Consider the following 24,397-nt stretch of genomic DNA (forward strand, 5'->3'; position numbering starts at 1 on the left):
TTGCGAGAAGGGCCAGCGACGTCAGTCGCTGGCCCTTCTCGTAGCTCGTAGCTCGTAGCTCGTAGCTCGTAGCTCGTAGCTCGTAGCTCGTAGCTCGTAGCTCGTAGCTCGTGGCTCAAGCCTTCGGATGCCAGTTGCCGTCGTCGCCCTTCGCGTACTTCGCTTCGACGGTTTTCCAGGCCACGGCGTGGGCGACCTCTTCCCGGGAGCTGTCGCCCCGCCGGTCCTCGGGATTCTTGTACTCTTCCCAGGCGTTGTTGAACGCCTCCTTGTAGATCGTGCGGGCGTGCGGCGGCAGCACCTTGCGCGCGCTGTCAGGGATATCATCGCGGGAATCGTAAGGCATGGACTCTCTCCTTGAGTACGACGTTCCTGCTCAGTGTAGACGCTCGGAACAGACGTCGAGGACGGCTCAGGATTCCGCCTGCATCAGTTCCGCCTCCAGCGCTTCCAACGCCTCTTCTGCTGCCATCCATTCGCTCTCGAGCGCCTCGACCTCGGCCTGACGTTCGCCCTGTTCACGCACCAGCTTTGCCAGCTCCTCCTTGCGCCCGGCGTCGTAGATGTCCGGGTCGGCCAGCCGCGCATCCAGTGCCGACAGCGCTGCCTGCGCCTTGTCGAGCCGCTTCTCCGCCGCGTCGCGCTGCTTGCGCAGCGGCTTCATCTGCTCGCGCCGTTCGGCGGCCGCCCGTCGCACCGCCTTGCGATCGCCACCCTCCGACGGCCGTTTCTCCTGACGCGCCTCCTGCTTCAGATCGCGTCGGCGTTCCGTCTCACGGGACTTGAGCCACTGATGGTAGTCGTCGAGATCGCCGTCGAAGGGGTCGACCCGCCCGTCCACGACACGCCAGAAGGTATCGACGCTGGCCCGCAGCAGATGGCGATCGTGGGAGACGATGATCACCGCGCCTTCGTACTCCGCCAGCGCCTCGGCCAACGCCTCGCGCATGTCCAGGTCGAGATGGTTGGTCGGCTCGTCCAGCAGCAGCAGGTTGGGCTTTTCCCACGCCACCAGCGACAGCGCCAGCCGCGCCTTCTCCCCACCGGAGAAGCGCGAGACGTCTCCGAACACGTCATCGCCACGGAAACCGAAACCACCCAGGAAGTTGCGTATCGAGAGATCGCTGGCCGTCGGCGAGAGCCGCTGCACGTGCATGAACGGTGTGGCGCTCACATCCAGATGCTCGAGCTGATGCTGGGCGTAGTAGCCCACCACCAGGTTGTCGCCCGGCACGCGCGAGCCGGCGAGCGGCGGCAGGTCACCGATCAGGGTCTTGATCAGCGTCGACTTGCCCGCCCCATTGGGCCCCAGCAAACCGATGCGCTCACCGGGCAGGATCGAGACCTTCACCTCATCGAGGATCGTGCGGTCGGGATAGCCCAGCGCCGCCTGGTCCAGCGACAGCAGTGGCGTGGAGGTCTTGTCCGCACAGGGCAGTCGAAAGCGAAACGGGGAATCGGCGCGGGCGGCAGCGATGTTCTCCATCCGCTCGAGCATTTTCAGACGGCTCTGGGCCTGGCGCGCCTTGGTCGCCTTGGCCCGGAAGCGCTCGACGAAGCCCTCGATCTCGGCGCGCCGGGCCTGCTGTTTCTCGAATGCCGCCTGCTGCTGGGCCAGCCGCTCGGCGCGGGCGCGTTCGAAGGCGCTGTAATGGCCGCGATAGAGCATCAGTTGCGCCTGGTCGATATGCAGGATGTGATCGCAGACCGCGTCGAGAAAATCGCGATCGTGGGAGATCAGCATCAGCGTGCCGGGGTAACGGGTCAGCCACTGCTCGAGCCACAGCAGTGCATCCAGGTCCAGGTGGTTGGTCGGCTCGTCCAGCAGCAGGATCTCGGAGGGGGTGAACAGGGTCCGGGCCAGCCCCACGCGCATCCGCCAGCCACCGGAGAACGCCGCCAGCGGACGATAGAGATCCGCCTGCGCGAATCCCAGTCCGGCCAGCAGCTGCTCGGCCCGCGACCGGGCGGTATAGCCGTCGAGCGCCTCGATCTGGCCATGCAGCGACGCCTCGCGCTGCGCGTCGCCACTGGCCTGCGCCTCGGCCAGCGCCGCTTCCGTCTCGCGCAGGGTCACGTCGCCGTCGAGCACGAACTCCACCAGCGGCCGCTCGATCGCCGAGACTTCCTGGGCCATATGAGCGATGCGTTTGCCACCGGCAATCTCGACGCTGCCGGCATCCGCGCCCAGTTCCCCCCGGATCAGCGCGAACAGGCTGGATTTGCCGGCGCCGTTGGCACCGACGATGCCGACCTTCTGGCCTTCGTGCAGCACCAGGTCGGCACCCTCGAACAGCCGTCGGGTGCCGCGTTGCAGGGCGAGTTGGCGAAATGCGATCATGCCGGGCTCCAGGGCGCGTCGAATGGGCGCTCATTCTACCAGCCATCCGCCACCGGTATGGAGTGCCATGCCCGTCGACGATCTATCCGATTCGCTCTGGGCCTACGCCCTAGACCGCTACGCCCGCCCCGGCGTCGAAGCCGAATGCCTGAGGCTTCAGGATGAGCATGGCTGGGATATCTGCGAACTGCTGTGGGTCGCCTGGCTGAGCGAGCGCCGGCTGCGCCCCGATCCCGCAGCCGGCCAGGCCCTGGCCGCGGCGAGACACTGGCAACACGCCATGACCGTGCCATTGCGCAGTCGCCGCCGGGAATTGAAGGCCGAGGTTTCGCGCCACCCCCGACTGGAGCCGCTGCGCCAGACCCTCAAGCAGGCGGAGCTGCAGGCCGAGCGAGAAATGCTGGCGCGACTGGCCGCCCTGCCTGCACTCGCCGCCACCACGGATACGGCCCTCGAACAGGCAATGGAGAGTTGCCAAACGCTGCGCGAGATTCCCCCCGAGGCTTACCCACCGTTACGCCATCTGCTGGCGCGTTGGATAATCGATGCCCCGGATGCGGAACCAAAAGCCACCTGTTAGAGTCACATCACGACTATCCACCGGTGTTTGAGGCTTCTTTCGCATACTGGCCAGCATCGGTTTCATTCCTGACCCAAGGAGTTTGCATGAAACGTTTGGTAACCGCCGTCGCCCTCGGCAGCATCATGGCCATGCCGTTGACGGCCCTCGCCCAGGACAAGGTCGACCTCGACAGCGATCAGGCGAAGCTCAGCTACAGCATCGGCGCCACACTCGGTCAGGGCCTGTCCAAGGACATCAAGGATCTCGACGTCGATGCGTTCGCGGCAGCGATCAAGGATGTCTATGGCGATGATGACCTGCAGATGAGCCAGGACGAGATCAGCACCACTCTGACCCAGTATCAGCAGAAGAAAGTGGCCGAACAGAAGGCCGAGCAGAAGAAAGTCGCCGACGAGAATCGCAAGAAGAGCGAAGCCTTCCTCGCGGAGAACGCCAAGAAGGATGGCGTGAAGACCACCGATTCCGGCTTGCAGTACCAGATTCTCGAATCCGGTGACGGCGAATCCCCGAGCGCCGACGACACCGTGCGCGTCAACTACGAGGGCACCCTGCCCGACGGCACCGTCTTCGACAGCTCCTACAAGCGCGGCGAGCCGATCTCGTTCAAGGTCGACCAGGTCATTCCGGGCTGGCAGGAAGCGCTGAAGATGATGCACGTCGGCGACACCTGGGAAATCACCGTCCCCTCCGACCTGGCCTACGGCCCGGCCGGCACCGGCGGCCCCATCGGCCCCAACCAGGCGCTGCAGTTCAAGGTCGAACTGCTCGCGGTCAATCCCGACGATGCCGCCGACGCTGGCAGCAGCGACGACGGGGACAACGACGACAGCTAAGCGCTGTCCCGTATGTCTTCTTCATCGACGCCGGCCCCTGCGGGCCGGCGTCGGTGTTTACAGGCAGCGCTGATCTTCCCGCCCCATCGTTCCGCCCCCCGGCTGCTGGCTGTCGAAATCGAACCAGCTCCCTTTGAGGCCGTGATCGCTGAGCACGACCACCTGGGCCCGCCAGGCGTCCACATGCGCGCTGCAGAGCCCCAGATTACCCTCTCCGACGAACAGTCCATCCCCCTTCGACTGCAACGTGAGACGGCGCGACTGCACGTTCATGTCGCGGCCGATGAACTGGACCGTCACCGACTGCGGCGACCGGCCCTGGACACGCGCCTCGAACGTCAGCGTGCCGCTCTCGTCATGCGCCTCCTGCAGCGCGAACGCCACCGACGAGTCGACCCCCAGGCTGGCGTGACACCCGCCCTTCAGCAGTACGCAGCCCTGTGCCGGCGGATACCAGGTCACGTCCCGGGTCGACTCCCGCAGATAGTAGTAATCGAGCAGATACCAGAGCGCGATGACGATCGTCATCAGGGTGACCCCGATCAGCAGATTGAGCATGCGAGGTCGGGCAGTTTCCTCTTCGTAGGCAGCCATGGACTTTCAGAGACTCCAAGCGTTGGGCATTAGTCGATAGACTGGCCGTCACCGGCGCTACACATCACCGAAGCGCTCGACAAGGATGACACATGAGCGACATCGCGAACGCCCTGGGCCCGCTATTTCTGTTGATTTTACTCGGTGCGGGGCTGGGATGGGCACGTTTTCCGGGCGGCGATTTCTGGCCACGGCTCGAACGCTTCATCTACTACCTGCTGTTTCCGGCCATGCTGGTGGCGACACTGGCCACCGCCGACGTCAGTCAGGTACCGGTCATTCGACTCGGAGTGACGCTACTCGGCACGATGACGCTGATGGGCGCGGGGCTGTGGCTGATGCGGCATCGCCTCCAGCTGGCGCCTGCCGCCTTCACCTCCGCCTTCCAGGGCGTTGTGCGCTTCAACACCTACGTCGGCGTCGCCGGTGCCACGGCCCTGCATGGCGCCGCCGGCACCACGGTAGCGGCCGTCGCGGTCGCACTGATGGTTCCCGCGGCCAACATCCTCTGCGTGCTGGCGTTCATCGCTTCCGGCACGCTGGGTAGCGCCAGCCTGGGCCGCAGCGCCATGGCGTTGCTGCGCAATCCGTTGATTCTCGCCTGCCTGCTGGGCATCGCCCTGAACCTCGGCGGCATCGGTCTGCCCGGCTGGAGCTTCGAGGCCATCGGCCTGCTCGGCGATGCCGCACTGCCGCTGGGGCTGGTCGCGGTGGGCGTTGCCCTGCGGCCTCAGGCGCTCTGGCGCAGCGGCAAGGCATTCTGGCTGTCGAGCGGGCTCAAGCTGATCGCGACGCCATTGATCGTGGCGGCACTGGCCTGGGCCGTCGGTCTCCACGGCGCGGATCGCGACGTGGCACTACTGTTCGCCGCACTGCCGACCGCCACCTCTGCCTACATTCTGGCTCGTCAGTTGGGCGGCGACGCCGAGCTGATGGCCGCCGTGATCACCGGGCAGACGCTACTGGCAATGGCGACCCTGCCCTTGCTGCTGCACACCTTCGGCGTGAGTTGACGGCTGCAAATAAAAAAGATTCTCGTTACGCTTGCAATCACAAATGAGAATGATTAACCTTTCTCTCGTGGCGTCGCCAAACGCCACTGACCACAGCAGCGAATGTCAGGTTCCTGCCATGGTTATCTCCTCATCAAGCTAGTCACGGTCCTTAGTGCCGCCCCGCCAGGGGCGGCTTTTTTATGCTCAGGGCCGCTGTCCGCCATCGCGTCCACTCAAGGCGTCCCGCTGCCAGGGCCCGCGACCGCGCAGTCGCTCCCGGAGCAGCTGGGCCAGCGCCTCGACAGCGGGCTGCGATGCATCATCGATTCCCCGGGCGAAGTGCAGCCGGGCGACACACCGCCGGATCGGCGGCAGGCCGTCGCTCTCGTCCAGCGCCCGCATCGCCGTGGTAACCCGTTCGCGATCGAGCACCCCGATCGCCATGCCGGTCTCGATGGCCTTCTCCACCGCGTGGATACTGGTGCTGGTGAAGACGGTCCGCCACGGTCGCTGGATCGAATCCAGTCCCTCGATCGCCAGATGACGATAGGGGCACTGCTCGGGATGCACCGCCAGGGGCACGACCGCCTCCCGATGGATGGCGCCCTGAATCGGTGCCGCCCATACCGGCGTGGGATGCCATAGCGTTTCGCCGCCCTCCAGCCCCGAGGCATGATCGAGCACGATGCCCAGGTCGAGCTGACGCTTCCGGAGCGCCCGCGCCAGACGGCCGCTGGTATCGGTGTTGACGTCCAGCAGAATGCCCGGGTAGCGCGCCATGAACTGGGGCAAGGTATCGTCGAGCAGCTCGCGGGCATAGTCCTCGGGGATTCCCAGTCGAACGCGGCCACTCAGGCGCTCGCCGCTGAACCGGCTGACCAGGGTGTCGTGAACGCGCAGCAGTTCGCGGGCTTCCTGCAGCAGCACCTCGCCACTCGAGGTCAGCGATACGCCTCTCGGACCACGCTCGAGCAGCCGCACGTCCAGCTCGGCCTCCAGTCGCTTCATCTGCATGCTGATGGCACTGAGCGTGCGGTGGCGAATCTCCGCCGTCGCCGCCAGCGAGCCCGTCCGGGCGACGACCTGGAAGGTTCGAAGCAGTTCGAGATCGAGCGTGGAGCTGACTTCAATCATATTGAACCCTAATAGATTTTTATTCGATTCATTGAATCCTCAAGCGCGCGCAGACTCAAGCCACTTCGAACAGACCGGCAAGGGGGCCTGACATGCGCGAGCTATCGCTGAACGTGATGTTGATGACAGGATTCGTCATCTGCTGGAGTTCCGGTTTCATCGGCAGCGAGCTGGCCAGCCGCGCCCCCCTGAACGCGCTGGACCTGTTCGCCTGGCGCTTCGTCATCGCCGCCGTGCTGGCTGCGCTCTGGTGGCGCCTTCACGACCGGCGCCCGCTGGCACTGTCAGGCTGGCTGCGCGAGATGGCTGTCGGCGCCCTCACCATGGGGGGCTATCTGCTGTGCGTGATGCTCGCCATCGGCGAGGGAGTCAGCGCCAGCGTCACCGCGCTGATCACAGCCCAGCAGCCGCTACTGGCGGCGGCGATCACCACGCTGTGGCTGCGCGAGCAGCTACCGGCGGTCGCCTGGCTCGGCCTCGGCCTGGCCGGCAGCGGCGTGGTGCTCTGCATTGCGGGTGACTGGCAGGGGGCGGGCAGCGCCGGCGGCTGGGCCTATACGCTACCGATTCTCGCGGTGATCAGCGTGACCGCGGGCAGTCTGTTCGCCGCCCGACGTCCTTCGGGATTGGGGCTGGCGGCCTCGCTGACCGCGCAATTGAGCGCGGCGGCCCTGATTTTCGGCCTGGCCGCGGCGAGCACGGGCGGCCTGGCGCTGCCGGGCAACGCGCTGCTGACCTGGCAGACGCTGGGTTGGCTGGTGCTGCTGTCGAGCTTCGGCGGCTACGGCTTCTTCACCGTCTGTCTGCGACGTCTCGGCGTCAATGCGGTCTCCAGCGCCATCTACCTGACGCCGCCGGTGACCCTGGCGTGGAGTGCGGGGATGTTCGGCGAGCGCGTGGAGACGCTCCAGCTCGGCGGGATGGCCCTGGCGCTGCTGGGCGTGGCGGTCGCGCTGATCGCCCAGCACCGCTTGCGGCCCCTCGATGGCTGTACGCATTGAAGCGTTGCCAGGCGGACGCCGGGATGATCAATCCCGGCGATAGATGAGATCCCAGACGCCGTGCCCCAGCCGCTCGCCGCGCTGTTCGAACTTGGTCAGCGGCCGAAAAGCGGGACGCTCGACGAAGGGCGCGGTCTCGGCCGGCGCGGTGTTGACGAACCCCGGCGCCTCGGCCATGACCTCTGCCATGAACTCGGCGTAGGCCTGCCAGTCGGTCGCCATGTGCAGCTTGCCGCCCGGCTCGAGGCGGGAGCGCACCAGCTCGACGAACGGCAGTTGCACGATACGCCGCTTGTGATGTTTCTTCTTGGGCCACGGATCGGGGAAAAAGAGCTGCAGCGTATCGATGCTCGCCTCCGGCAGACAGTCCGCCAGTACGGCCAGCGCATCCTCACGATAGACCCGCAGGTTGGTGAGCCCGCGCTTGTCGGCCTCGTCGAGCAGCTTGCCCACCCCGGGCGCGTGGACCTCGATGCCGATGAAGTCGGTCTCGGGATGGCTCTCCGCCTGCTCGACCAGCGACTTGCCCATGCCGAAACCGATCTCCACCACGCAGGGTGCCTTGCGGCCGAACAGTTGCTCGAGGTCCTGGCGGCCATCGGCCAGCGTCAGCCCCCACCTGGGCCATACCTCCTTCAGGCCGCGCTCCTGCGCCGCCGTCATGCGGCCGGCCCGCAGCACGTAGCTCTTGATGCCCCGGCGCGCGGGCGCGTCGGTGACGGATTCGTTGTCGGGCGTCGTCTTGTCAGTCATGCAGGGGAATCAACAGGCAGGGGAAAGGAAAATGGCCGCCGATCGAGTGGCGGCCCCATGGGCGTCGACGGGAAGGCTCAGCCGTTGATGCGTCCGGCGAACGGCGAAGAGGGGCTGGCGCTCTGGCGACGTGGCATGCGCTCGGCGAGAAACGCCTCGCGTCCGGCTTCGACCGCCTTGCGCATGGCATGGGCCATCATCACCGGATGCCTGGCGTGGGCGATGGCGGAGTTCATCAGTACGCCATCGCAGCCCATCTCCATCGCCAGCGCCGCATCGGACGCCGTACCGATACCCGCATCGACCAGCACCGGCACCTCGGCGTGCTCGAGGATGAGCGCCAGCGTTGCCGGATTGAGCAGGCCGTTGCCGGAGCCGATCAGCGAACCCAGCGGCATCACCGCGCAGCAGCCACGACGCTCGAGCTCCTTGGCCACGATCGGGTCGTCGCTGGTATAGACCATGACATCGAAGCCGTCGTTGACCAGCGTTTCCGCGGCCGCCAGCGTCTCGACCACATTGGGATAGAGCGTCTTGTCGTCACCCAGGACCTCGAGCTTGACCAGATTGTGGCCATCGAGCAGCTCGCGGGCGAGCTTGCAGGTACGCACGGCGTCCTTGGCGGTGTAGCAGCCGGCGGTGTTGGGCAGCAGCGTATAGCGTGACGGCGAAATGGCGTCGAGCAGATTGGGCTCGTCTGGATTCTGGCCCAGGTTGGTCCGGCGAACCGCGAACGTCACCACATCGGCAGCGCTGGCTTCGATCGCCGCGGCGGTCTCCTCGAAGTCGCGATACTTGCCGGTGCCAACCAGCAGGCGAGACGCGAAACGGCGTCCGGCAACGATCAACGGGGCGTCCTGAATCGACTGGGTCATGGATGGCTCCTGGTCGTGAATCTGGCGGCGACTCAGCCGCCACCGATGGCGTGCACGATCTCCACGCTGTCGCCGTCCTGCAGACGCGTCTTCGCGTGCAGGCTGCGTGGCACGATCTCCTCGTTGACCTCGATGGCGATACGCCGGCCCGACAGGCCGAGCGAGTCGACCAGTTGGGCCAGCGTCGGCTCGCCGTCGAAATGGCTGGGCTCACCGTTGAGCTGAATCTGCATGGCGGCCTCCCTGAAGCAGATCTCGAGGAGGCGCATTGTAGCGCCTCACGCCGCTTCAGGCATCCCGATCGGGCGCCATGCTGGATTCAGACGGTGCTTTCGCGCGCCGGCCAGACATCGGCGTCGACTTGCTCGGGACGCTTGAGCACGCCCTTGGGATCGAAGGTCGGCTCGCGCACGCCATCCTTGCGCTGGCGCTCGTAGTCCTTGAGCACGCGCAGGGCGACCGGGCACAGCAGCAGGATCGCGATGAGGTTGGTCGTGGCCATCAGCCCCATGGCGAGATCGGCGAAGTCCCACACGAACTGCAGTTGCGCGACGGAGCCGATCATCACCATCGCCAGCACGGCGACGCGCAACACCGATACCGCCAGCTTGGCATGGCGCTTGAACAGGTACTCGATATTGATCTGCGAGTAGGAGAAGTTGGCAATGATCGAAGTGAACGCGAACAGGAAGATGGCTATCGCGATGAAGATCTCACCGAAGCTGCCCAAATGATCGACCATCGCGTCCTGGGTCAGCTGAATGCCGACGATGTCCTGACCCGGCGACGTGCTCATCAGGCGCTCGTAGACGCCGGAAAGCAGAATCACGACAGCGGTGCAGCTGCAGATCACGAGGGTATCGATGAACACGCCGAAAGATTGGACCAGTCCCTGTGCCGCCGGGTGCTTGACGTCGGCCTGGGCAGCGGCGTTGGGCGCCGAGCCCATGCCCGCCTCGTTGGAGAACAGCCCGCGCTTGATGCCGTTTTCCATCGCAATCTTGATGGTGTAGCCCACCGCACCGCCGACGGCGGGGCCGTAGCCGAAAGCACTCTTGACGATCAGTTCCAGCATCGCGGGCACTTCACTGATGTTCACCACCAGCACGTACAGCGCCACCAGGAAGTAACCGATGGCCATGATCGGCACGATCTTCTCGGCGGTACGCGCCACGGACTTGAGCCCGCCGTAGATGACCAGCGCGGTGATGATCACCAGCGCGACGCCGGTCATCCAGTTGGGAATCGAGAACGCCTGGGAGAGGCCCTGGGCGATGGTATTGGACTGCGCGCCATTGAACGCCAGCCCGTAGGCGATCAGCAGGAAGATCGCGAACAGTACGCTCATCCAGCGCTGTCCCAGCGCCCGTTCGATGTAGTAGGCAGGGCCGCCGCGGAAGACGCCATCCTCGTTGCGCTTCTTGTAGGTCTGGGCCAGGGTCGACTCGATGAACGACGTGGCAAAGCCGACCAGCGCCGTCATCCACATCCAGAATATCGCCCCGGGACCACCGACCCACAGCGCTATCGCCACGCCAGCCAGGTTGCCGGTACCGACCCTGGCCGCCAGTGATGTGGCGAAGGCCTGAAAACCGCTGACACCCGAACCCGAGCCGCGACTATTGAAAGTGACCCGCGCCATGTGACCGAAAAGCCGGAACTGCATGAAGCGCGTGAGCACGGTGAACAGAAGCCCGGCGCCCAGCAACAGGTACAGCAGGATGTAGGTCCAGACAAAATCGCTGAGCGGGGTCATGACCGCATAGACCGCGTCGTGAAGCGTGTTGATGAATTCCATTTCGGAAGTCCTTATGGGTAACGATGACGTCGCAAACGCTGGCAGGCGGCTGCCGAGCCGGTTTTTTACGCGCTAGACTAGCGAGCGTCAATTCCGCGGCTGACGCCCTCTAGAAGCATAGCCGCCATCGAGGAGTCGCAACATGCACCAAAAGTGGCCCTGGTTTCTTGCCGCCCTGAGTGGGTTCCTGATCGTGGCGGCCGGTGCCTTCGGCGCTCACGCGCTGGCGAACACGCTGTCGCCGCGCGATCTCGAGGTCTTTCATACTGCCGTGCGCTACCAGGCGTGGCACACGCTGGCGGTCATGGCCGTGCTCGGCTGGCAGGGGAAGCAGGCCCTGCGCGGCCAGAGGCTGGCGATCTGGCTGTGGTTCGCGGGGATGGTGCTGTTCAGCGGTTCGCTCTACTTGCTGGTGCTCGGCGGAATGCGAGCGCTGGGAATCGTCACGCCCTTCGGCGGCCTGTTGCTGATGGCGGGGTGGCTGGTGCTGGCGTGGAGCGCATGGCGACAGCGTCCGGCCACGAGCTAGGTATTGCCTGAAAAGTCGACGACCAAGGGAGAGGCAAGGCAAAAGTCGGTGACCCATCGTCAAGATCGACGATTGGGGCTACGCCGCCGCACGAAGCACGAGCGACAAGGATGTGGCGAGCCGAGAGCAGATCGGGTTGGTGCCCTGGTGGACGGGGGCAAATGAGCCGGTGATTCGCCCCGCTCGCCCTTCGGGTCGTCCTTCGGACGTTCTGAACCTTGTTCCGTGAGCCACGTTTCAACGCCACATGCGCGAGCGCTGCCCTTCCCGGACAGGGCCCAGGTCGTGACCGTGGTCGAGTCAACGGAGATCCATCGTCGCGATCCGGCAGCCCATAGGTCGCCGTGATCAGCGCCACGGGGTCATCGTCGAGACGGGGAAATCAGGAACCAACAGGGTATCGCCGTTCAAGACGACGGTATGGATGTCGACGTTTCCCCTGTCCGGGAGGAAAGAGCGAATTGCTGGCCGATCCAGTCGGTGACTCGTCGACAGGCCTCCGAACGCGCGGACCGCTCGTTGAACACCACCTCATAGATGGCACCAGTGGGATAGTGGGTTCCCAGCGGTGCGGACAGGCGACCCGACGTCAGCAGGCCATTGACCAACGGCGTACGTCCCATGGCCAAGGCATATCCCTGCGCCGCCGCTTCCAACGTCAGGGTGGAGTCGGCCAACCGCTCGGTCCATGCGGAAAGTACGACCGGCTCATCCAGAGTGCGTTGCCAGAGGGACCATTCTTCGTAATGGGCGTCGTTGATCAGACGCCGCATCTCCCCCAGCGCCGACGGCTGCAGTCGCAGCCGCTCGGCCAGCGACGGGGCGCAGACCGGAAAGGCGTACTCCGGTAGCGTCAGCATGGCCTGCCCGCCAGAGCGGCCATCGGCGCGGTAGCGGATCGCCAGATCGATACCGTCGCGATAGAGATCCAGCGTCCGATTGGTCGTGACCAGACGCAGCTCGACCTCCGGCAGCGACTGCTCGAAATCGGTAATGGCTGGCACCAGCCACAGCGTGGCAAGCGCCGGTGGCAGCGTCAGCACGACATGCTGGGGTAGCGGCTCGGCGACGAATTCTGTCGTTGCCTGGTCGATGTGGTGAAAGGGCTCGCGCAGCCGGCTCACATAGCGCAAAGCCAGCGGCGTCAGTTCGATGCCGCGCCCTTTACGTTCCAGCAATGTCCTCCCCAGACGTCGCTCCAGATCCTTGAGCAGGTGACTGACGGCAGACTCCGAACGGCCAATGTGTCTTGCGGCAGCGCGAATGCTGCCACGATCGGCCACGGCCACCAAGACGTGAAGGGCATGGTAGGGAAGCGTGCTTCGTGTCATTTCGATACCTGAAAAAGTTGCAGGTTTTGCCAGCGTATTACGCGATCGTCGTCGTCGCAGCCAGATACTACGATTTCAGCAAATTCCAATGGCCGCGAGACACCGTGAAAACCTGCGATAATCACATCTCCGGCAGAGCGCGTCTCTTGCTGGTGTTTACTCCCTTCATGCTGGCCTACCTGATCTCGGAGCTCTATCGCAACGTCAATGGCGTGATCGCGCCGGCGCTGCGCCAGAATCTCGATATCGGCCCCGAGCAGTTGGGACTTCTCTCCAGCGTCTTCCTGTTGGCACTGGCGCTGGTGCAGATTCCGTCAGGCCTGTTGCTGGATCGTTTTGGCTCACGCCGAACCGTCGCTTCCTTCATGGTCGTGGCGGCACTGGGCGCCTGGCTGTTCACCGTTCCAGACTACCGGGCCGCCCTGGCTGGACGACTGCTGATGGGAGTGGGTTTGGGCGCCTGCTGGGCAGGTGCCTACCGGGCCAATGTACTGTGGTGGCCTGCCGAGCGGCTGGCGCTGGCGAACGGCACGCTGCTGGGCTTGGCGGGATTGGGTGCGCTACTGGCTACCCTGCCCACCGAGGCGCTGCTCAGGGTTCTCGATTGGCAAACGCTCTTTCACGCGCTGGCGGTGGTTACGCTGCTACTTGCCCTCTTGATCTGGGCGGTGGTGCCCACCCACCCCGCCGAGCGCGAGACCAGTGGCGCCTCGTTGGTCGGGCTCATGGCGGTGATGCGCCACCCACTGTTCATGCGACTCTGGCCGATGACGCTGCTTTGTGAAGGTAGTTGGCTGGCTTGGCAAGGGCTCTGGGCGGGCGGGTGGATGCGCGAAGTGGCCGGATTGAGCGAGAGAGTCACCGCTCTCTACCTGCTGGGCTTGGCGACAGCCATCGTGGTAGGCCAGCTATTGCTCAGCGCGATCACCGACCGCTTGCTCCGGCGTGGCGTACCGTTGATTCGACCGATGAGACTCATGTCGATCGGTTTCGTCGCGGTGCAGGGCATGATCGTCTGGTTGCCGTTGCCTGGCATCAATCTGCTGTGGATCGCATTCGGGCTGCTCACCGTCGGCCCTATTCTCACCTACGCCTGGCTCGCGGCCGAATTACCGTCACACCTATCCGGACGGCTGATCAGCCTGCTCAATATGGCCGCAACCTTGGGAGGATTCATGCTCCAGTACGCCGTAGGTTGGATGATAGAACTCTGGTCGCAAACCAACGGGCACTACCCGGAAGCCGCCTGGCGCTGGACCTTTTCGCTGATGATCGCACTCCAGATACTCGCCGTGGGGCGCCTATGGCGTCTACCACGTTGAGTGCCCCAGTGATCGAGAATGGACAGGTGTGCTCGCCGTAACCCTGGGGCCCTCGATCAATCGTCGCGATCCGGCAGCACATAGGTCGCCGTGACCAGTGCCACGGGATCGTCGTCGCCGGTGGAAAAGAGCTGCACCTCCCCCACCGCCAACCGTCGGCCCAGCTTGAGGATGCGCGCATTGGCGATCAGGTCCCGGTCGCCGCGGGCACGGCGCAGGAAGTGGCAGTTGAGGCTGCTGGTCACGGCCATCGCCTCGGGCCCGATCTCGGCCAGGATCGCCACGTAGAGACAGACGTCGGCCAGCCCCATCATCGATGGCCCCGATACGCTGGCGCCGGGGCGGAGGTGTTCGTCCTCGATCGCCAGGCTCATGGTGGCGCGCAGGTGGTCGACCGCTTCGATGGTCCCCTGGCGATGTGGAAAGACGTCGTCGAGGTAATCCTCGATCTCGGCGGCGGTCATCACGGTCATCGAACTCTCCCCCGGCAGCGGTTCTCGGCACGCCGGACCTCATGCCCAGGCACAGGACGCTCGAGAACGATGCGCCCAAGATAGCGCAAGCCGCGCATCAGGCACAGCCGGACGCACCGGCCTATCCCATCGATCATCGCGACCGCAGCGCCGCCCCACACACGCCGACGCCAGCGACCGGGGTCGCTGGCGTCGAAGTCGGACGGCTGTCGGGCTTTGCCTACTGTTTCTTTCACACCGGTGGCCGGAATGGGCTTGCTCGATGGCAAGGCGTTGCGAGGGCGCTGTAGACCCATCCCCGGGCGCTACCTTTGCCATCCCTGGCAGAGGCCCTCGCTTCGCCTTGCACCCGACGCCCATGCAGGCGTTTGTAAAGGGTTCTCAGCCCTTGGCCTTGTCCACCGCCCGCCAGTGATGCAGCAACGGCTCGGTGTAGCCGGAAGGCTGCTCGCGGCCCTTGAAGATCAGGTCCGACGCCGCCTGGAAGGCGGTGGAGTCCGCCAGATGCGATGTCATCGCCGTATAGCCCGGATCGTCGGCATTCTGGCCGTCGACCACCTTGGCCATGCGCTCCAGTGTCTCGCGCACCTGGGCCTCGTCGACGATGCCGTGATGCAGCCAGTTGGCGATGTGCTGGCTGGAGATGCGCAGCGTGGCACGATCCTCCATCAGGCCGACATCGTGGATGTCCGGCACCTTGGAGCAGCCCACCCCATGCTCGACCCAGCGCACCACGTAGCCAAGGATGCCCTGGCAGTTGTTGTCGAGCTCCTGCTGGATCTCCTCGGCGCTCCAGGCCGCCTCGGGGTCGACCGGCACGGTCAGCAGATCGTCGAGAAGATCCACTTCGCCCTGCTCCTCCATATCGCGCTGAATCGCCCCCACGTCGATCTGGTGGTAGTGCAGCGCATGCAGTACCGCCGCGGTGGGTGACGGCACCCAGGCGGTATTGGCACCCGCCTTGGGATGGCCCACTTTCTGATCGAGCATGGCCGCCATCAGATCCGGCATCGCCCACATGCCCTTGCCGATCTGGGCTCGGCCCCGCAGTCCGCAGGCCAGGCCGATCTGGACGTTGCTGCGCTCGTAGGCGCCGATCCAGCGGCTGCCCTTCATGTCGCCCTTGCGCAGCATCGGTCCCGCGTTCATCGCGGTGTGCATCTCGTCGCCGGTGCGGTCCAGGAAACCGGTGTTGATGAAGGCGACACGCGAGGCTGCTGCGTCGATACAGGCTTTCAGGTTGACCGAGGTCCGGCGCTCCTCGTCCATGATGCCCATCTTCAGCGTGGCCGTCGGCAGCCCGAGCAGCTGTTCGACGCGTCCGAACAGCTCGTCGGCGAAGGCGACTTCCTTCGGCCCGTGCATCTTGGGCTTGACGATGTAGAGCGAACCGGCGCGCGAGTTGCCGCGCTCCCGCTTCAGGTCGTGCAGACCGATCAGCGAGGTCATCACCGCATCCAGTATGCCCTCGGGGATCTCGTTACCCTCGTCGTCGAGAATGGCTGGCGTGGTCATCAGATGGCCGACGTTACGCACGAACATCAGCGAACGGCCCGGCAGGGTCAGGGAGCCGCCGTCCGGCAAGGTGTAGTCGCGATCCGGGTTGAGTCGTCGGGTGACGGTCTTGCCGCCCTTGTCGAAGCGCTCCTCGAGATCGCCTTTCATCAGCCCGAGCCAGTTGCGATAGACCAGCGTCTTGTCCTCGGCATCGACTGCCGCCACCGAATCCTCGCAATCCATGATCGTGGTCACCGCCGCCTCGACCAGCAGATCCTTGACGTGCGCGGGATCGGTCTTGCCGATCGGGTGCTCGGCGTCGATCTGGATCTCGAGATGCAGGCCGTGGTTGGAGAGCAGGATCGCGTCGGGCGATGGCGCCTCGCCCTGGAAGCCGACGAACTGGCCCGGATTCTTCAGGCCGGTGTCTCGTCCGCCCTCCAGCTTGACCGACAGCCGACCGTCACGAACGACATAACCGACCGCTTCCCGATGCGAACCGGTCGCCAGCGGGGCGGCCATATCGAGCACGTTGCGGGCGTAGGCGATCACCTTGTCGCCGCGCTTGGGGTTGTAGGCGCTCCCCTTCTCGGCGCCATCGGCCTCGTTGATCACGTCGGTGCCGTATAGCGCGTCGTAGAGGCTTCCCCAGCGGGCGTTGGCAGCGTTGAGCGCATAGCGGGCGTTATTGACCGGCACCACCAGTTGAGGCCCGGCCTGCCGCGCGATCTCGTCATCCACGTTGGTCGTGGTGGCCTGGACCTTCGCGGGGGCGTCCACCAGATAGCCGATCTTCTTGAGGAAGGCGCGATAGGCCGCCATATCCTTGATCTCGCCGGGATTGTCGCGATGCCAGTCGTCGAGTTGTTGCTGAAGACGATCGCGCTCGGCCAACAGCTCGCGATTACGTGGAGCGAGATCGTGGATCAGCGCGTCGAAGCCGGCCCAGAAGGCATCGACGTCGATATCGGTACCCGGCAGGACTTCGTCGACAATGAAGCGCTCGAGCGCTGTCGCTACCCGCAGCCGGTGATGAGTGGTACGTTTCGTCGTGTCGGATGTCATGTTCGCCTCCAGATCGGTAGTCGCTCAGGTCACGTCCGCCGCCTCGATCGCGACGCCATCGTGCCCACTGAACCGTTTGTGGAAAATATTTCCATAGAATATACGGCATCATAGTCAGCCGCTCGGGCGTTGTCTCCCCCGACCTTCGTCCTCCCTTCGCATCCCGAGCTATCGATCATCGTCTCCCGCACCCTGTCATGGTCTCGGTAGCGCACGACGAGTAGCATAGGTGGATCAGGAGACACGTACATGCTCGACTTTTCGCCATTGAAGGCGGTTGGCCCGCTTCATCACATCAAGACGCCCTCCGATTCGCCCTTGGCCGACTACCTCGACCACTACCGGCTATCGGCGCTGCTGGGCAGCATCGAGAACCTGGAACTCCATGCCGGCTTTCTCCAGGCCGAGGGAGAGCAGGAGAGGAGGTTCGACCTCTGGGTCCAGGTCTGGGCGCCCCCGTCGCCTCGGGGAACGATCTTCGTGGTCCACGGCTACTTCGATCACCTCGGTCTCTACGGTCACCTGCTCGAACGCCTGCTGACGCTCGGCTGGCAGGTGGTGATGTGGGATCTGCCCGGCCATGGGCTCTCCAGCGGGGCCCGTGCCACCATCGACGACTTCACCGATTACGTGAAGTGCTTCAACGATATCGAACGCCAGATCGCGGAACGACATCTGGCGCCGGGGCCGTGGCTGGCGATCGGCCAGAGCACCGGTGCGTCGATCGTGGCCACCGACGCGCTGGCGCGCGGCGACCAGGCACCGTGGCAAGGGCTGGTGCTGCTGGCGCCCCTGGTCCGCCCCTGGGGCTGGAATCAATCCCGCTGGCTACACCGTATCGCCAGTCCTTTCGTGGATACCATCCCGCGAAAGTATCGCGCCAATACCACCAATCTCGATTTCGCCGACTTCCTGCGTCTGCACGACCCCCTGCAGGATGACCATCTGGCCCTGACCTGGGTCACGGCCATGCGCCGCTGGATGCCGACCCTGCTCAAGCGGCCACCCAGCGAGTTGCCGGTGCTGATCCTGCAGGGAGAACAGGACCTGACCGTCGACTGGAGTTGGAATCTCAAGGCGCTCCGCAGGAAGTTCCCCCGCGCCGAGATCGTGCGTCATCCCGATGCCCGCCACCATCTGGTCAACGAGGCGGAGCCGATTCGCCGCCTGCTGTTCGAGGCGCTCGACGATTTTCTGACGCGCTTCGCCGCGACCCATCCCCCCGACCCGCTGCCCGCGCCATGAAATCGCTGATCACCGGGCTCGTGTTGCTCATGCTGGGCGGATGCGCCGGTCTCAGCCAGTCGCCACCGGATGCCCGCGAGGCACTGAAGGGCCTCGCCGCCAACGCCGCCCGTGGATTGCTGGCCTCTCCCCCCTGGTCCGCGCAGGACACCCCGGCAATCACGATCCTGCTGCGCCCCGCGGAAGTCGCCGAGACGCTGCCGATCACCCCGGCTGCGCTGAACGAGGCACTGGGGCGGGCGTTGCTGAGCAACGAGAATGCTCCCCATGTCCTGGATTGGGCGCCAGCCTCAATGTCGGCGCGAGTCGACGGACAATGGCTGCTCCAAGCCGAACTGACGGCCGACTCGCCCCCGCTGCGATTGAGCGACCGGACCTTGCAGCCCTATCGTCTGCAGTTCGATCTCTCCCAACCCGGCGGTGAGCACTGGCAGTGGCAAGCCAGTGGCGCCCTCGACCCCGATGCCCTGCCCAGAACCACCGAATCCCCCTGATTTTCACGTCCGAGAGAGATATTCATGTCACGCTTTGCTCGCCACCTCGGCAATCAAGATGGCCCCCACAACCCCTTCCCCGGGTTGCAGGCGCTGGAGCGCAGGCTAGGGCATGCCCTGCCGCACCGTATCGGCTCCAACGAAGGACTCGACATGCCGCATCGGGCTCTGAAGGCCCGGTTCGGAAAGGGTGTCGCCGACCTCGCCCGCACCTACGGCGATGCCGAGGCGTGGCAGGTTCGCCAGCGACTGGCCGAGACCCTGGGGTTGCCGATGGAGGCGCTGCTGGTGGATGCGGGCGCGGACAGCCTGATGGCGCTGACACTGCGCGCCCTGTGCGAACCGGGCGATACCGTGGTCACCAGCGCCGGTACCTACCCCACCTGGAGCTACTTCGTGCAGGGACACGGCTGCCGCCAACGGGAAGTCGCTTACACCAGTCGCGCAGACCTGCTGGCGCCGGATCTCGCCGCCCTGGCGGCCGAGGCCAATCGCGAGCGTGCCCGCGTGGTCTATCTCGCCAACCCCGACAATCCCAGCGGCCATCTCCACGACGACGCCGACGTGCTGGCGCTTCGCGACGCCCTCCCCGACGACTGCACCCTGGTCCTCGACGAGGCCTATCATGATTTCCGCGACGATGCGGCGTCGCCGGCCGCCAATGCCATCTGGCCCGGCGTGATTCGCCTGCGCACCTTCTCGAAGGCCCATGGCCTCGCCGGCCTGCGCGTGGGCTACGCCATCGCCACGCCGGAAACCCACGCCATGCTGCTGAAAGTGAGGATTCACTACGCCGTCTCGTCGCTGGCCCTGGCGGCCGCGGAGACCGTTCTCGCGCACCCCGACGAGACCCGCGAGCACGTGACCGCGGTGGTAAACCGGCGCGAGGCCCTGAGTGCCTGGCTGCGGGAATGCGGCGGCGATGTGCTCCCCAGCACGACCAATTTCGTGGCGCTGCGTCTGAGCGACGCCGAGCGCGCCAGCGCGATCCATCGGCAACTGCTGGGGGAAGGCACGGTGATCCACCGCCCGGCGCATCCGGCCCTGGGCCATCTACTGCGGATCAGCGCGCTGGATGACGCCCTGGTGCCGGGCAGGCTCGAGACATTGGCGTCGACACTGCGGAACGAGGGATGAGTCGTATCCCGAATTACGCCCGCATGGGATCGTTGGCCTTCAGCATGCGGTCCAGCTGGCGATAGCCGATCGCCTCCATCAGTTGCGCCTTGCCGACCCGCGCTTCCCCGCCGAGGTCGGCCAGGGTCAGCGCCACCCGTAATACGCGGTGATAGGCCCGCGCGGAAAGATTGAGTCGATCCAGCACGCTGGCGAACCACTGCCGCTCATACGCGGACAAGGCGCAGGCGGCTTCCAGCTCGGGGCCGGGCAGATGGGCGTTGAGATGGCCCCGCGCTTGCTGGCGCCGGCGGGCGGCGAGAACCCGCTTCCTCACGCTGGCGGAAGACTCACCAGGCGTCTGATCGGTCAGTTGGGTGGCCGGCAGCGCCGGCACCTCGACCTGCAGATCGATCCGGTCCAGCAGCGGTCCAGACAGCCGCGACTGGTAGCGCTGGATCTGGGCGGAGCTGCAGTGGCAGCGCTGACGCGGATCGCCGAGATGGCCACACGGGCAGGGGTTCATCGCCGCGACGAGCTGAAAACGGGCCGGAAAGCGGCGCTGATGATTGGCCCGGGAAATCAGGATCTGCGCCGACTCCATCGGCTCCCGCAGCACTTCCAGCACGTGGCGGTCGAACTCCGGCAGTTCATCCAGAAACAGCACGCCCTGGTGCGCGAGCGAGATCTCGCCGGGCCGCGGCCGCGCACCGCCGCCCACCAGCGCCACGCTGCTCGAGGTGTGGTGCGGATTGCGAAACGGCCGCTGCCCCCAGCGCTCCATGATCGGCAGCCCGCACACCGACCGCACCGCCGCCACCTCGAGCGACTCATCCTGTGTCAGCGGCGGCAGGATGCCGGCCAGCCGGCTCGCCAACATGGTCTTGCCCGTGCCTGGCGGCCCCGCCAGCAACAGGTTGTGACCACCCGCCGCCGCGACCTCCAGCGCCCGGCGCGCCTGATGCTGCCCCTTGACATCTGCCATGTCCGGTTGGGGCAGTTCCGCGTTGACGGGCGCGCCAAATTGGTGCGCAACGAGCTTCTCGCGACCGAGTAAATGGCCCACGACCTCGAGCAGATGCCCCGCCGCGAACACCTCGACGCCGTCGGCCAATGCCGCCTCATCGGCATTGGCGAGCGGAACGATAAGCCCCCGGCCCGAGCGCCGCGCCGCCAGTGCCGTCGGGAGTGCGCCCGTGACCGGCCGCAGCGCGCCGTCCAGCGCCAGCTCGCCGACGACTTCGAGCCGTTCGGCCGCCTCGACGGGAACCTGGCCAGACGCCATCAGAATGCCCAGTGCAATGGGCAGATCGAAGCGACCGCCATCCTTGGGCAGGTCGGCAGGCGCCAGGTTGAGCGTGATGCGACGTGAAGGAAACTCGAAACCGGCGTTGATGAGCGCGCTGCGAACCCGTTCGCGACTCTCCTTGACCGCGGCCTCGGGCAGGCCCACCAGCGTCAACCCCGGCAAACCGTTACTCAGATGAACCTCGATCAGCACTTCGGGGGCCTCGAGTCCGAGGCTGGCGCGGGCGCGCACGATGGCAAGCGTCATGGGAGCTCCCAGGTCGGCACCTGGGCAGTCGCCGCAGGCCAGGAGATGCCGGGGCGACATCCTTCATGGCCCTACAACTACATAATGTTACGTGATATCGCAACTCGATCGCCGCCACCCGCCGGGCGAGGATGCCCGGCGGCGACACGAATCAACTGGAGTCAGCTCCGGCGTGGTCAGGGTTTGGTTCCGTGGGCGCTGCCATCGGTGTCGTCGCCTGGCGGAGTGCTGGGCTCCACGCGGGGCTGGGCCGCCTGCTCGCTCTGCAGTGTGTTCTCCAGCGCCGCCACCTGCTCCTCCAGCGCCTCGACACGCTCACGCGTGCGCTGGAGCACTTCCATCATGATGTCGAAATCTTCCCGGGAAACGATCTCCATACGCTCCATGGCGCCCCGCAATACCCCCTGCACGTTGCGCTGGATGTCACCCGGCGCCTGGGAGGCACCATGGAGCTTGTCACTCAGCTGCCTGGTCAGACGCTCGAACCGATCCTGTGCCGACATGAAATTGTCTCCTTGATTTCCCGATGTCTTCGATGACCTGTCACTCAAGTCTACGCAAACTCCCGGCTTTACGCCTGCGCATAAAAGGTGCAGCCACAAAACCGGCCTGCATGATTCTGGTGCAATCACTGGCCTCGGCGGCGACGCATCGCTAGCGGCCGCACTCGAGACCACCAACAACTTATTGATTTTTTTACCCTCATCGGCAAATGGCATGTGTCCTGCCTATCACCTGAAGGCGCAAGCCGATTACGGGAGAGACAAGGGATGAAACTCATCACCGCCATCATTAAACCCTTCAAGCTCGACGATGTGCGCGAAGCGCTGGCCGATAACGGCGTGCAAGGCATCACCGTCACCGAAGTGAAAGGGTTCGGTCGTCAAAAAGGCCATACAGAGCTTTACCGCGGCGCGGAGTATGTCGTCGATTTCCTGCCGAAGGTGAAAGTGGAGGTCGCTGTCGAAGACGATCGTGTCGATGGTGTGCTGGACTCGATCCGCAATGCCGCCAACAGCGGCAAGATCGGCGACGGCAAACTATTCGTCACGCCACTCGAAGATGTGATCCGGATTCGTACCGGGGAACGCGGGGCCGACGCCGTTTGACGGCGCGGAACGAGGAGACAAAAGAATGAATGATCAAGTAGTTCAACTTTCCTACGCACTCGACACCTTCTACTTTCTGGTGACGGGCGCCCTGGTGATGTGGATGGCGGCAGGGTTCGCCATGCTCGAGGCGGGACTGGTCCGCGCCAAGAACACCACCGAGATCCTGACCAAGAACGTCGTTCTCTACGCCATCGCCTGCACCATGTACCTGCTGGTGGGCTATCACATCATGTACTCCAGCGAGAGCGGTGGCTTCCTGCCCAACCTCGGCTTCCTGATCGGCGCAGAGAACAGCGTCGACGACGTGATGTCCAGCGGCGGCGACGTCTACTACTCCGCACGCTCCGACTTCTTCTTCCAGGTCGTCTTCGTTGCCACCGCAATGTCGATCGTCTCCGGCGCCGTCGCCGAGCGTATGAAACTGTGGGCATTCATGCTCTTCGCAGTCGTCATGACCGGCTTCATCTACCCGATTCAGGGCTACTGGAAATGGGGTGGCGGCTTCCTCGACGCGGCCGGTTTCCAGGATTTCGCCGGCTCTGGCGTCGTCCACCTCTGTGGTGCCACGGCCGCGTTCGCCGGTGTGCTGCTGCTGGGCGCTCGCAAGGGCAAGTACGGCAAGAACGGCGCCATCTACGCGATCCCTGGCTCCAACCTGCCGCTGGCAACGCTCGGAACCTTCATCCTGTGGCTGGGCTGGTTCGGCTTCAACGGCGGCTCCGAACTGATGGTGTCCAATGTCGATGAAGCCAACGCCGTTGCTCAGGTCTTCGTCAACACCAACGCGGCGGCTGCCGGCGGCGTCATCGCCGCGATCATTCTGGCCAAGCTGTGGTTCCGCAAGGCGGACCTGACCATGGCGCTGAATGGCGCGCTGGCCGGCCTGGTCGCCATCACCGCCGAGCCGCTGGCTCCCACTGCCCTTGGCGCAACGCTGATCGGCGCTGTCGGTGGTCTGCTGGTGGTCATCGCCATCGTGACGCTCGACAAGGTGAAGATCGACGACCCGGTCGGCGCGATCTCGGTCCATGGCGTCGTCGGCATCTGGGGCCTGCTCGCCGTACCGCTCTCCAACGGCGACGCCACGTTCGGCGCTCAGCTCCTGGGAATCGCGACCATCTTCGCCTGGACCTTCATCGCCAGCCTGGTGGTGTGGGGCATCATCAAGGCCGTCATGGGTATCCGAGTCTCCGAAGAAGAAGAATATGAAGGCGTCGATATCGCGGAATGCGGTATGGAAGCCTATCCTGAATTCAACGTCGGCAAGAAGTGAGCCGACACACCGAGTGAGCTGGCGTGCTCCCCTGGCCCCCTTCGGGGGGCCTTTTTTAATTCCCGCGATCGGCGGTGTATGCTTAAACTACTAGTTAGTTGTCGGGCATTCGAACGGCCACTCAAAGAGTTGAGCGCACATCATCCGCCTATCGCACGTGAGGAGAACTTCCATGAAACTGGTTACCGCCATTATCAAACCGTTCAAGCTGGACGACGTGCGTGAGTCTCTGTCCGAGATCGGCGTGCAGGGCGTCACCGTGACCGAGGTCAAGGGCTTCGGTCGCCAGAAGGGCCACACCGAGCTCTACCGTGGCGCCGAATACGTGGTCGACTTCCTTCCCAAGATCAAGCTGGAAGTCGCCGTCGACGACGGCATGAGCGACCAGGTAATCGATGCCATCACCAAGGTGGCCAATACCGGCAAGATCGGCGACGGCAAGATCTTCGTCTCGCCGCTGGAGCAGGTCATTCGGATT

At 65.0% G+C, this 24,397-nt stretch carries 25 protein-coding genes; 12 read left to right on the plus strand and 13 right to left on the minus strand.

Going from position 1 to position 24,397, the window contains the following annotated elements; translation table 11 throughout:
* Nucleotides 1-115: 115 nt before the first annotated feature.
* Together DOM45_RS01745 and DOM45_RS01750 are read right to left on the minus strand one after the other, a co-directional pair.
* Nucleotides 116-346 (minus strand): ChaB family protein, encoded by a 231-nt coding sequence (locus tag DOM45_RS01745; RefSeq protein WP_110597787.1) that lies wholly within the window; start codon nt 344-346, stop codon nt 116-118.
* Between the two features lie 66 nt (nt 347-412).
* Nucleotides 413-2,341: an ABC-F family ATP-binding cassette domain-containing protein gene (locus DOM45_RS01750; protein ID WP_110597788.1), complete on the minus strand. Its 1,929-nt coding sequence runs from the start codon at nt 2,339-2,341 to the stop codon at nt 413-415.
* 67 nt (nt 2,342-2,408) lie between these two features.
* Between DOM45_RS01750 and DOM45_RS01755 the strand changes: the two genes are divergently transcribed.
* Together DOM45_RS01755 and bamJ are read left to right on the plus strand one after the other, a co-directional pair.
* Entirely contained in the window at nt 2,409-2,921 is a 513-nt protein-coding gene (locus DOM45_RS01755; RefSeq protein WP_157958322.1) for a TIGR02444 family protein, read from the plus strand.
* A gap of 86 nt (nt 2,922-3,007) precedes the next feature.
* Nucleotides 3,008-3,757, plus strand: coding sequence for a BamJ family beta-barrel-assembly machinery protein (gene bamJ / locus DOM45_RS01760; protein WP_110597789.1), 750 nt, complete (start codon nt 3,008-3,010; stop codon nt 3,755-3,757).
* 57 nt (nt 3,758-3,814) lie between these two features.
* Here bamJ and DOM45_RS01765 read toward each other — a convergent pair whose 3' ends face one another.
* Nucleotides 3,815-4,351, minus strand: a complete 537-nt coding sequence (locus tag DOM45_RS01765; protein WP_157958323.1) for a hypothetical protein — start codon at nt 4,349-4,351, stop codon at nt 3,815-3,817.
* Nucleotides 4,352-4,443: 92 nt separating this feature from the next.
* On the opposite strand from DOM45_RS01765, the gene DOM45_RS01770 reads away from it, so the two are divergent.
* A complete protein-coding gene (locus DOM45_RS01770; RefSeq protein ID WP_110597791.1) occupies nt 4,444-5,364 on the plus strand; it encodes an AEC family transporter in 921 nt (306 codons plus the stop codon).
* Between the two features lie 186 nt (nt 5,365-5,550).
* Here DOM45_RS01770 and DOM45_RS01775 read toward each other — a convergent pair whose 3' ends face one another.
* Nucleotides 5,551-6,480, minus strand: a complete 930-nt coding sequence (locus DOM45_RS01775; RefSeq protein WP_110597792.1) for a LysR family transcriptional regulator — start codon at nt 6,478-6,480, stop codon at nt 5,551-5,553.
* 92 nt (nt 6,481-6,572) lie between these two features.
* On the opposite strand from DOM45_RS01775, the gene DOM45_RS01780 reads away from it, so the two are divergent.
* Nucleotides 6,573-7,481, plus strand: a complete 909-nt coding sequence (locus DOM45_RS01780; protein WP_110597793.1) for a DMT family transporter — start codon at nt 6,573-6,575, stop codon at nt 7,479-7,481.
* Nucleotides 7,482-7,508: 27 nt separating this feature from the next.
* On the opposite strand, the gene trmB is transcribed toward DOM45_RS01780, so the two are convergent.
* From trmB to DOM45_RS01800, 4 genes are all read right to left on the minus strand, one after another.
* Nucleotides 7,509-8,234: a tRNA (guanosine(46)-N7)-methyltransferase TrmB gene (gene trmB / locus DOM45_RS01785; protein WP_110597794.1), complete on the minus strand. Its 726-nt coding sequence runs from the start codon at nt 8,232-8,234 to the stop codon at nt 7,509-7,511.
* 77 nt (nt 8,235-8,311) lie between these two features.
* Entirely contained in the window at nt 8,312-9,109 is a 798-nt protein-coding gene (locus DOM45_RS01790) for a thiazole synthase (protein ID WP_110597795.1), read from the minus strand.
* Between the two features lie 32 nt (nt 9,110-9,141).
* Nucleotides 9,142-9,342: a sulfur carrier protein ThiS gene (gene thiS, locus DOM45_RS01795; RefSeq protein WP_110597835.1), complete on the minus strand. Its 201-nt coding sequence runs from the start codon at nt 9,340-9,342 to the stop codon at nt 9,142-9,144.
* An 86-nt stretch (nt 9,343-9,428) separates the two neighbouring features.
* Nucleotides 9,429-10,907, minus strand: a complete 1,479-nt coding sequence (locus DOM45_RS01800; protein ID WP_110597796.1) for an alanine/glycine:cation symporter family protein — start codon at nt 10,905-10,907, stop codon at nt 9,429-9,431.
* Nucleotides 10,908-11,049: 142 nt separating this feature from the next.
* Between DOM45_RS01800 and DOM45_RS01805 the strand changes: the two genes are divergently transcribed.
* A complete protein-coding gene (locus DOM45_RS01805) occupies nt 11,050-11,436 on the plus strand; it encodes a DUF423 domain-containing protein (protein WP_110597797.1) in 387 nt (128 codons plus the stop codon).
* A 407-nt stretch (nt 11,437-11,843) separates the two neighbouring features.
* Here DOM45_RS01805 and DOM45_RS01810 read toward each other — a convergent pair whose 3' ends face one another.
* Nucleotides 11,844-12,767 carry a LysR substrate-binding domain-containing protein gene (locus DOM45_RS01810; RefSeq protein WP_110597798.1) on the minus strand — a complete coding sequence of 308 codons (924 nt, stop codon included), beginning with the start codon at nt 12,765-12,767 and terminating at the stop codon, nt 11,844-11,846.
* Between the two features lie 104 nt (nt 12,768-12,871).
* Between DOM45_RS01810 and DOM45_RS01815 the strand changes: the two genes are divergently transcribed.
* Nucleotides 12,872-14,089, plus strand: a complete 1,218-nt coding sequence (locus tag DOM45_RS01815) for an MFS transporter (protein WP_157958324.1) — start codon at nt 12,872-12,874, stop codon at nt 14,087-14,089.
* Nucleotides 14,090-14,145: 56 nt separating this feature from the next.
* Here DOM45_RS01815 and DOM45_RS01820 read toward each other — a convergent pair whose 3' ends face one another.
* Together DOM45_RS01820 and DOM45_RS01825 are read right to left on the minus strand one after the other, a co-directional pair.
* Nucleotides 14,146-14,562, minus strand: coding sequence for a PaaI family thioesterase (locus DOM45_RS01820; RefSeq protein ID WP_110597800.1), 417 nt, complete (start codon nt 14,560-14,562; stop codon nt 14,146-14,148).
* A gap of 381 nt (nt 14,563-14,943) precedes the next feature.
* The gene (locus tag DOM45_RS01825; RefSeq protein WP_110597801.1) at nt 14,944-17,124 is read right to left on the minus strand and encodes a malate synthase G; all 2,181 of its coding nucleotides are present in this window, start codon (nt 17,122-17,124) and stop codon (nt 14,944-14,946) included.
* Nucleotides 17,125-17,373: 249 nt separating this feature from the next.
* Here DOM45_RS01825 and DOM45_RS01830 point away from each other — a divergent pair, with 249 nt between their 5' ends.
* From DOM45_RS01830 to DOM45_RS01840, 3 genes are read left to right on the plus strand one after another with little or no spacing between them, the layout of a single operon-like run.
* Entirely contained in the window at nt 17,374-18,369 is a 996-nt protein-coding gene (locus DOM45_RS01830; protein ID WP_110597802.1) for an alpha/beta hydrolase, read from the plus strand.
* A complete protein-coding gene (locus DOM45_RS01835) occupies nt 18,366-18,863 on the plus strand; it encodes a hypothetical protein (RefSeq protein ID WP_110597803.1) in 498 nt (165 codons plus the stop codon). The genes DOM45_RS01830 and DOM45_RS01835 overlap by 4 nt, the downstream gene beginning before the upstream one ends.
* Before the next feature lie 24 nt (nt 18,864-18,887).
* Entirely contained in the window at nt 18,888-20,000 is a 1,113-nt protein-coding gene (locus tag DOM45_RS01840; RefSeq protein WP_110597804.1) for an aminotransferase class I/II-fold pyridoxal phosphate-dependent enzyme, read from the plus strand.
* Nucleotides 20,001-20,013: 13 nt separating this feature from the next.
* On the opposite strand, the gene DOM45_RS01845 is transcribed toward DOM45_RS01840, so the two are convergent.
* Nucleotides 20,014-21,534, minus strand: coding sequence for a YifB family Mg chelatase-like AAA ATPase (locus DOM45_RS01845; RefSeq protein ID WP_110597805.1), 1,521 nt, complete (start codon nt 21,532-21,534; stop codon nt 20,014-20,016).
* A 176-nt stretch (nt 21,535-21,710) separates the two neighbouring features.
* Nucleotides 21,711-22,037 carry an accessory factor UbiK family protein gene (locus tag DOM45_RS01850; RefSeq protein ID WP_110597806.1) on the minus strand — a complete coding sequence of 109 codons (327 nt, stop codon included), beginning with the start codon at nt 22,035-22,037 and terminating at the stop codon, nt 21,711-21,713.
* Nucleotides 22,038-22,304: 267 nt separating this feature from the next.
* Between DOM45_RS01850 and DOM45_RS01855 the strand changes: the two genes are divergently transcribed.
* The 3 genes from DOM45_RS01855 to DOM45_RS01865 all read left to right on the plus strand — a co-directional run.
* A complete protein-coding gene (locus tag DOM45_RS01855; RefSeq protein WP_071231037.1) occupies nt 22,305-22,643 on the plus strand; it encodes a P-II family nitrogen regulator in 339 nt (112 codons plus the stop codon).
* Nucleotides 22,644-22,668: 25 nt separating this feature from the next.
* Nucleotides 22,669-23,919, plus strand: a complete 1,251-nt coding sequence (locus tag DOM45_RS01860) for an ammonium transporter (RefSeq protein WP_110597807.1) — start codon at nt 22,669-22,671, stop codon at nt 23,917-23,919.
* Between the two features lie 172 nt (nt 23,920-24,091).
* The coding region (locus tag DOM45_RS01865) for a P-II family nitrogen regulator (protein ID WP_110597808.1) at nt 24,092-24,397 on the plus strand (306 nt) is incomplete at its 3' end.

Origin of the sequence: Salinicola lusitanus, from assembly GCF_003206045.1 — a bacterium.
GTDB classification, from domain to species: Bacteria; Pseudomonadota; Gammaproteobacteria; order Pseudomonadales; family Halomonadaceae; genus Salinicola; species Salinicola lusitanus.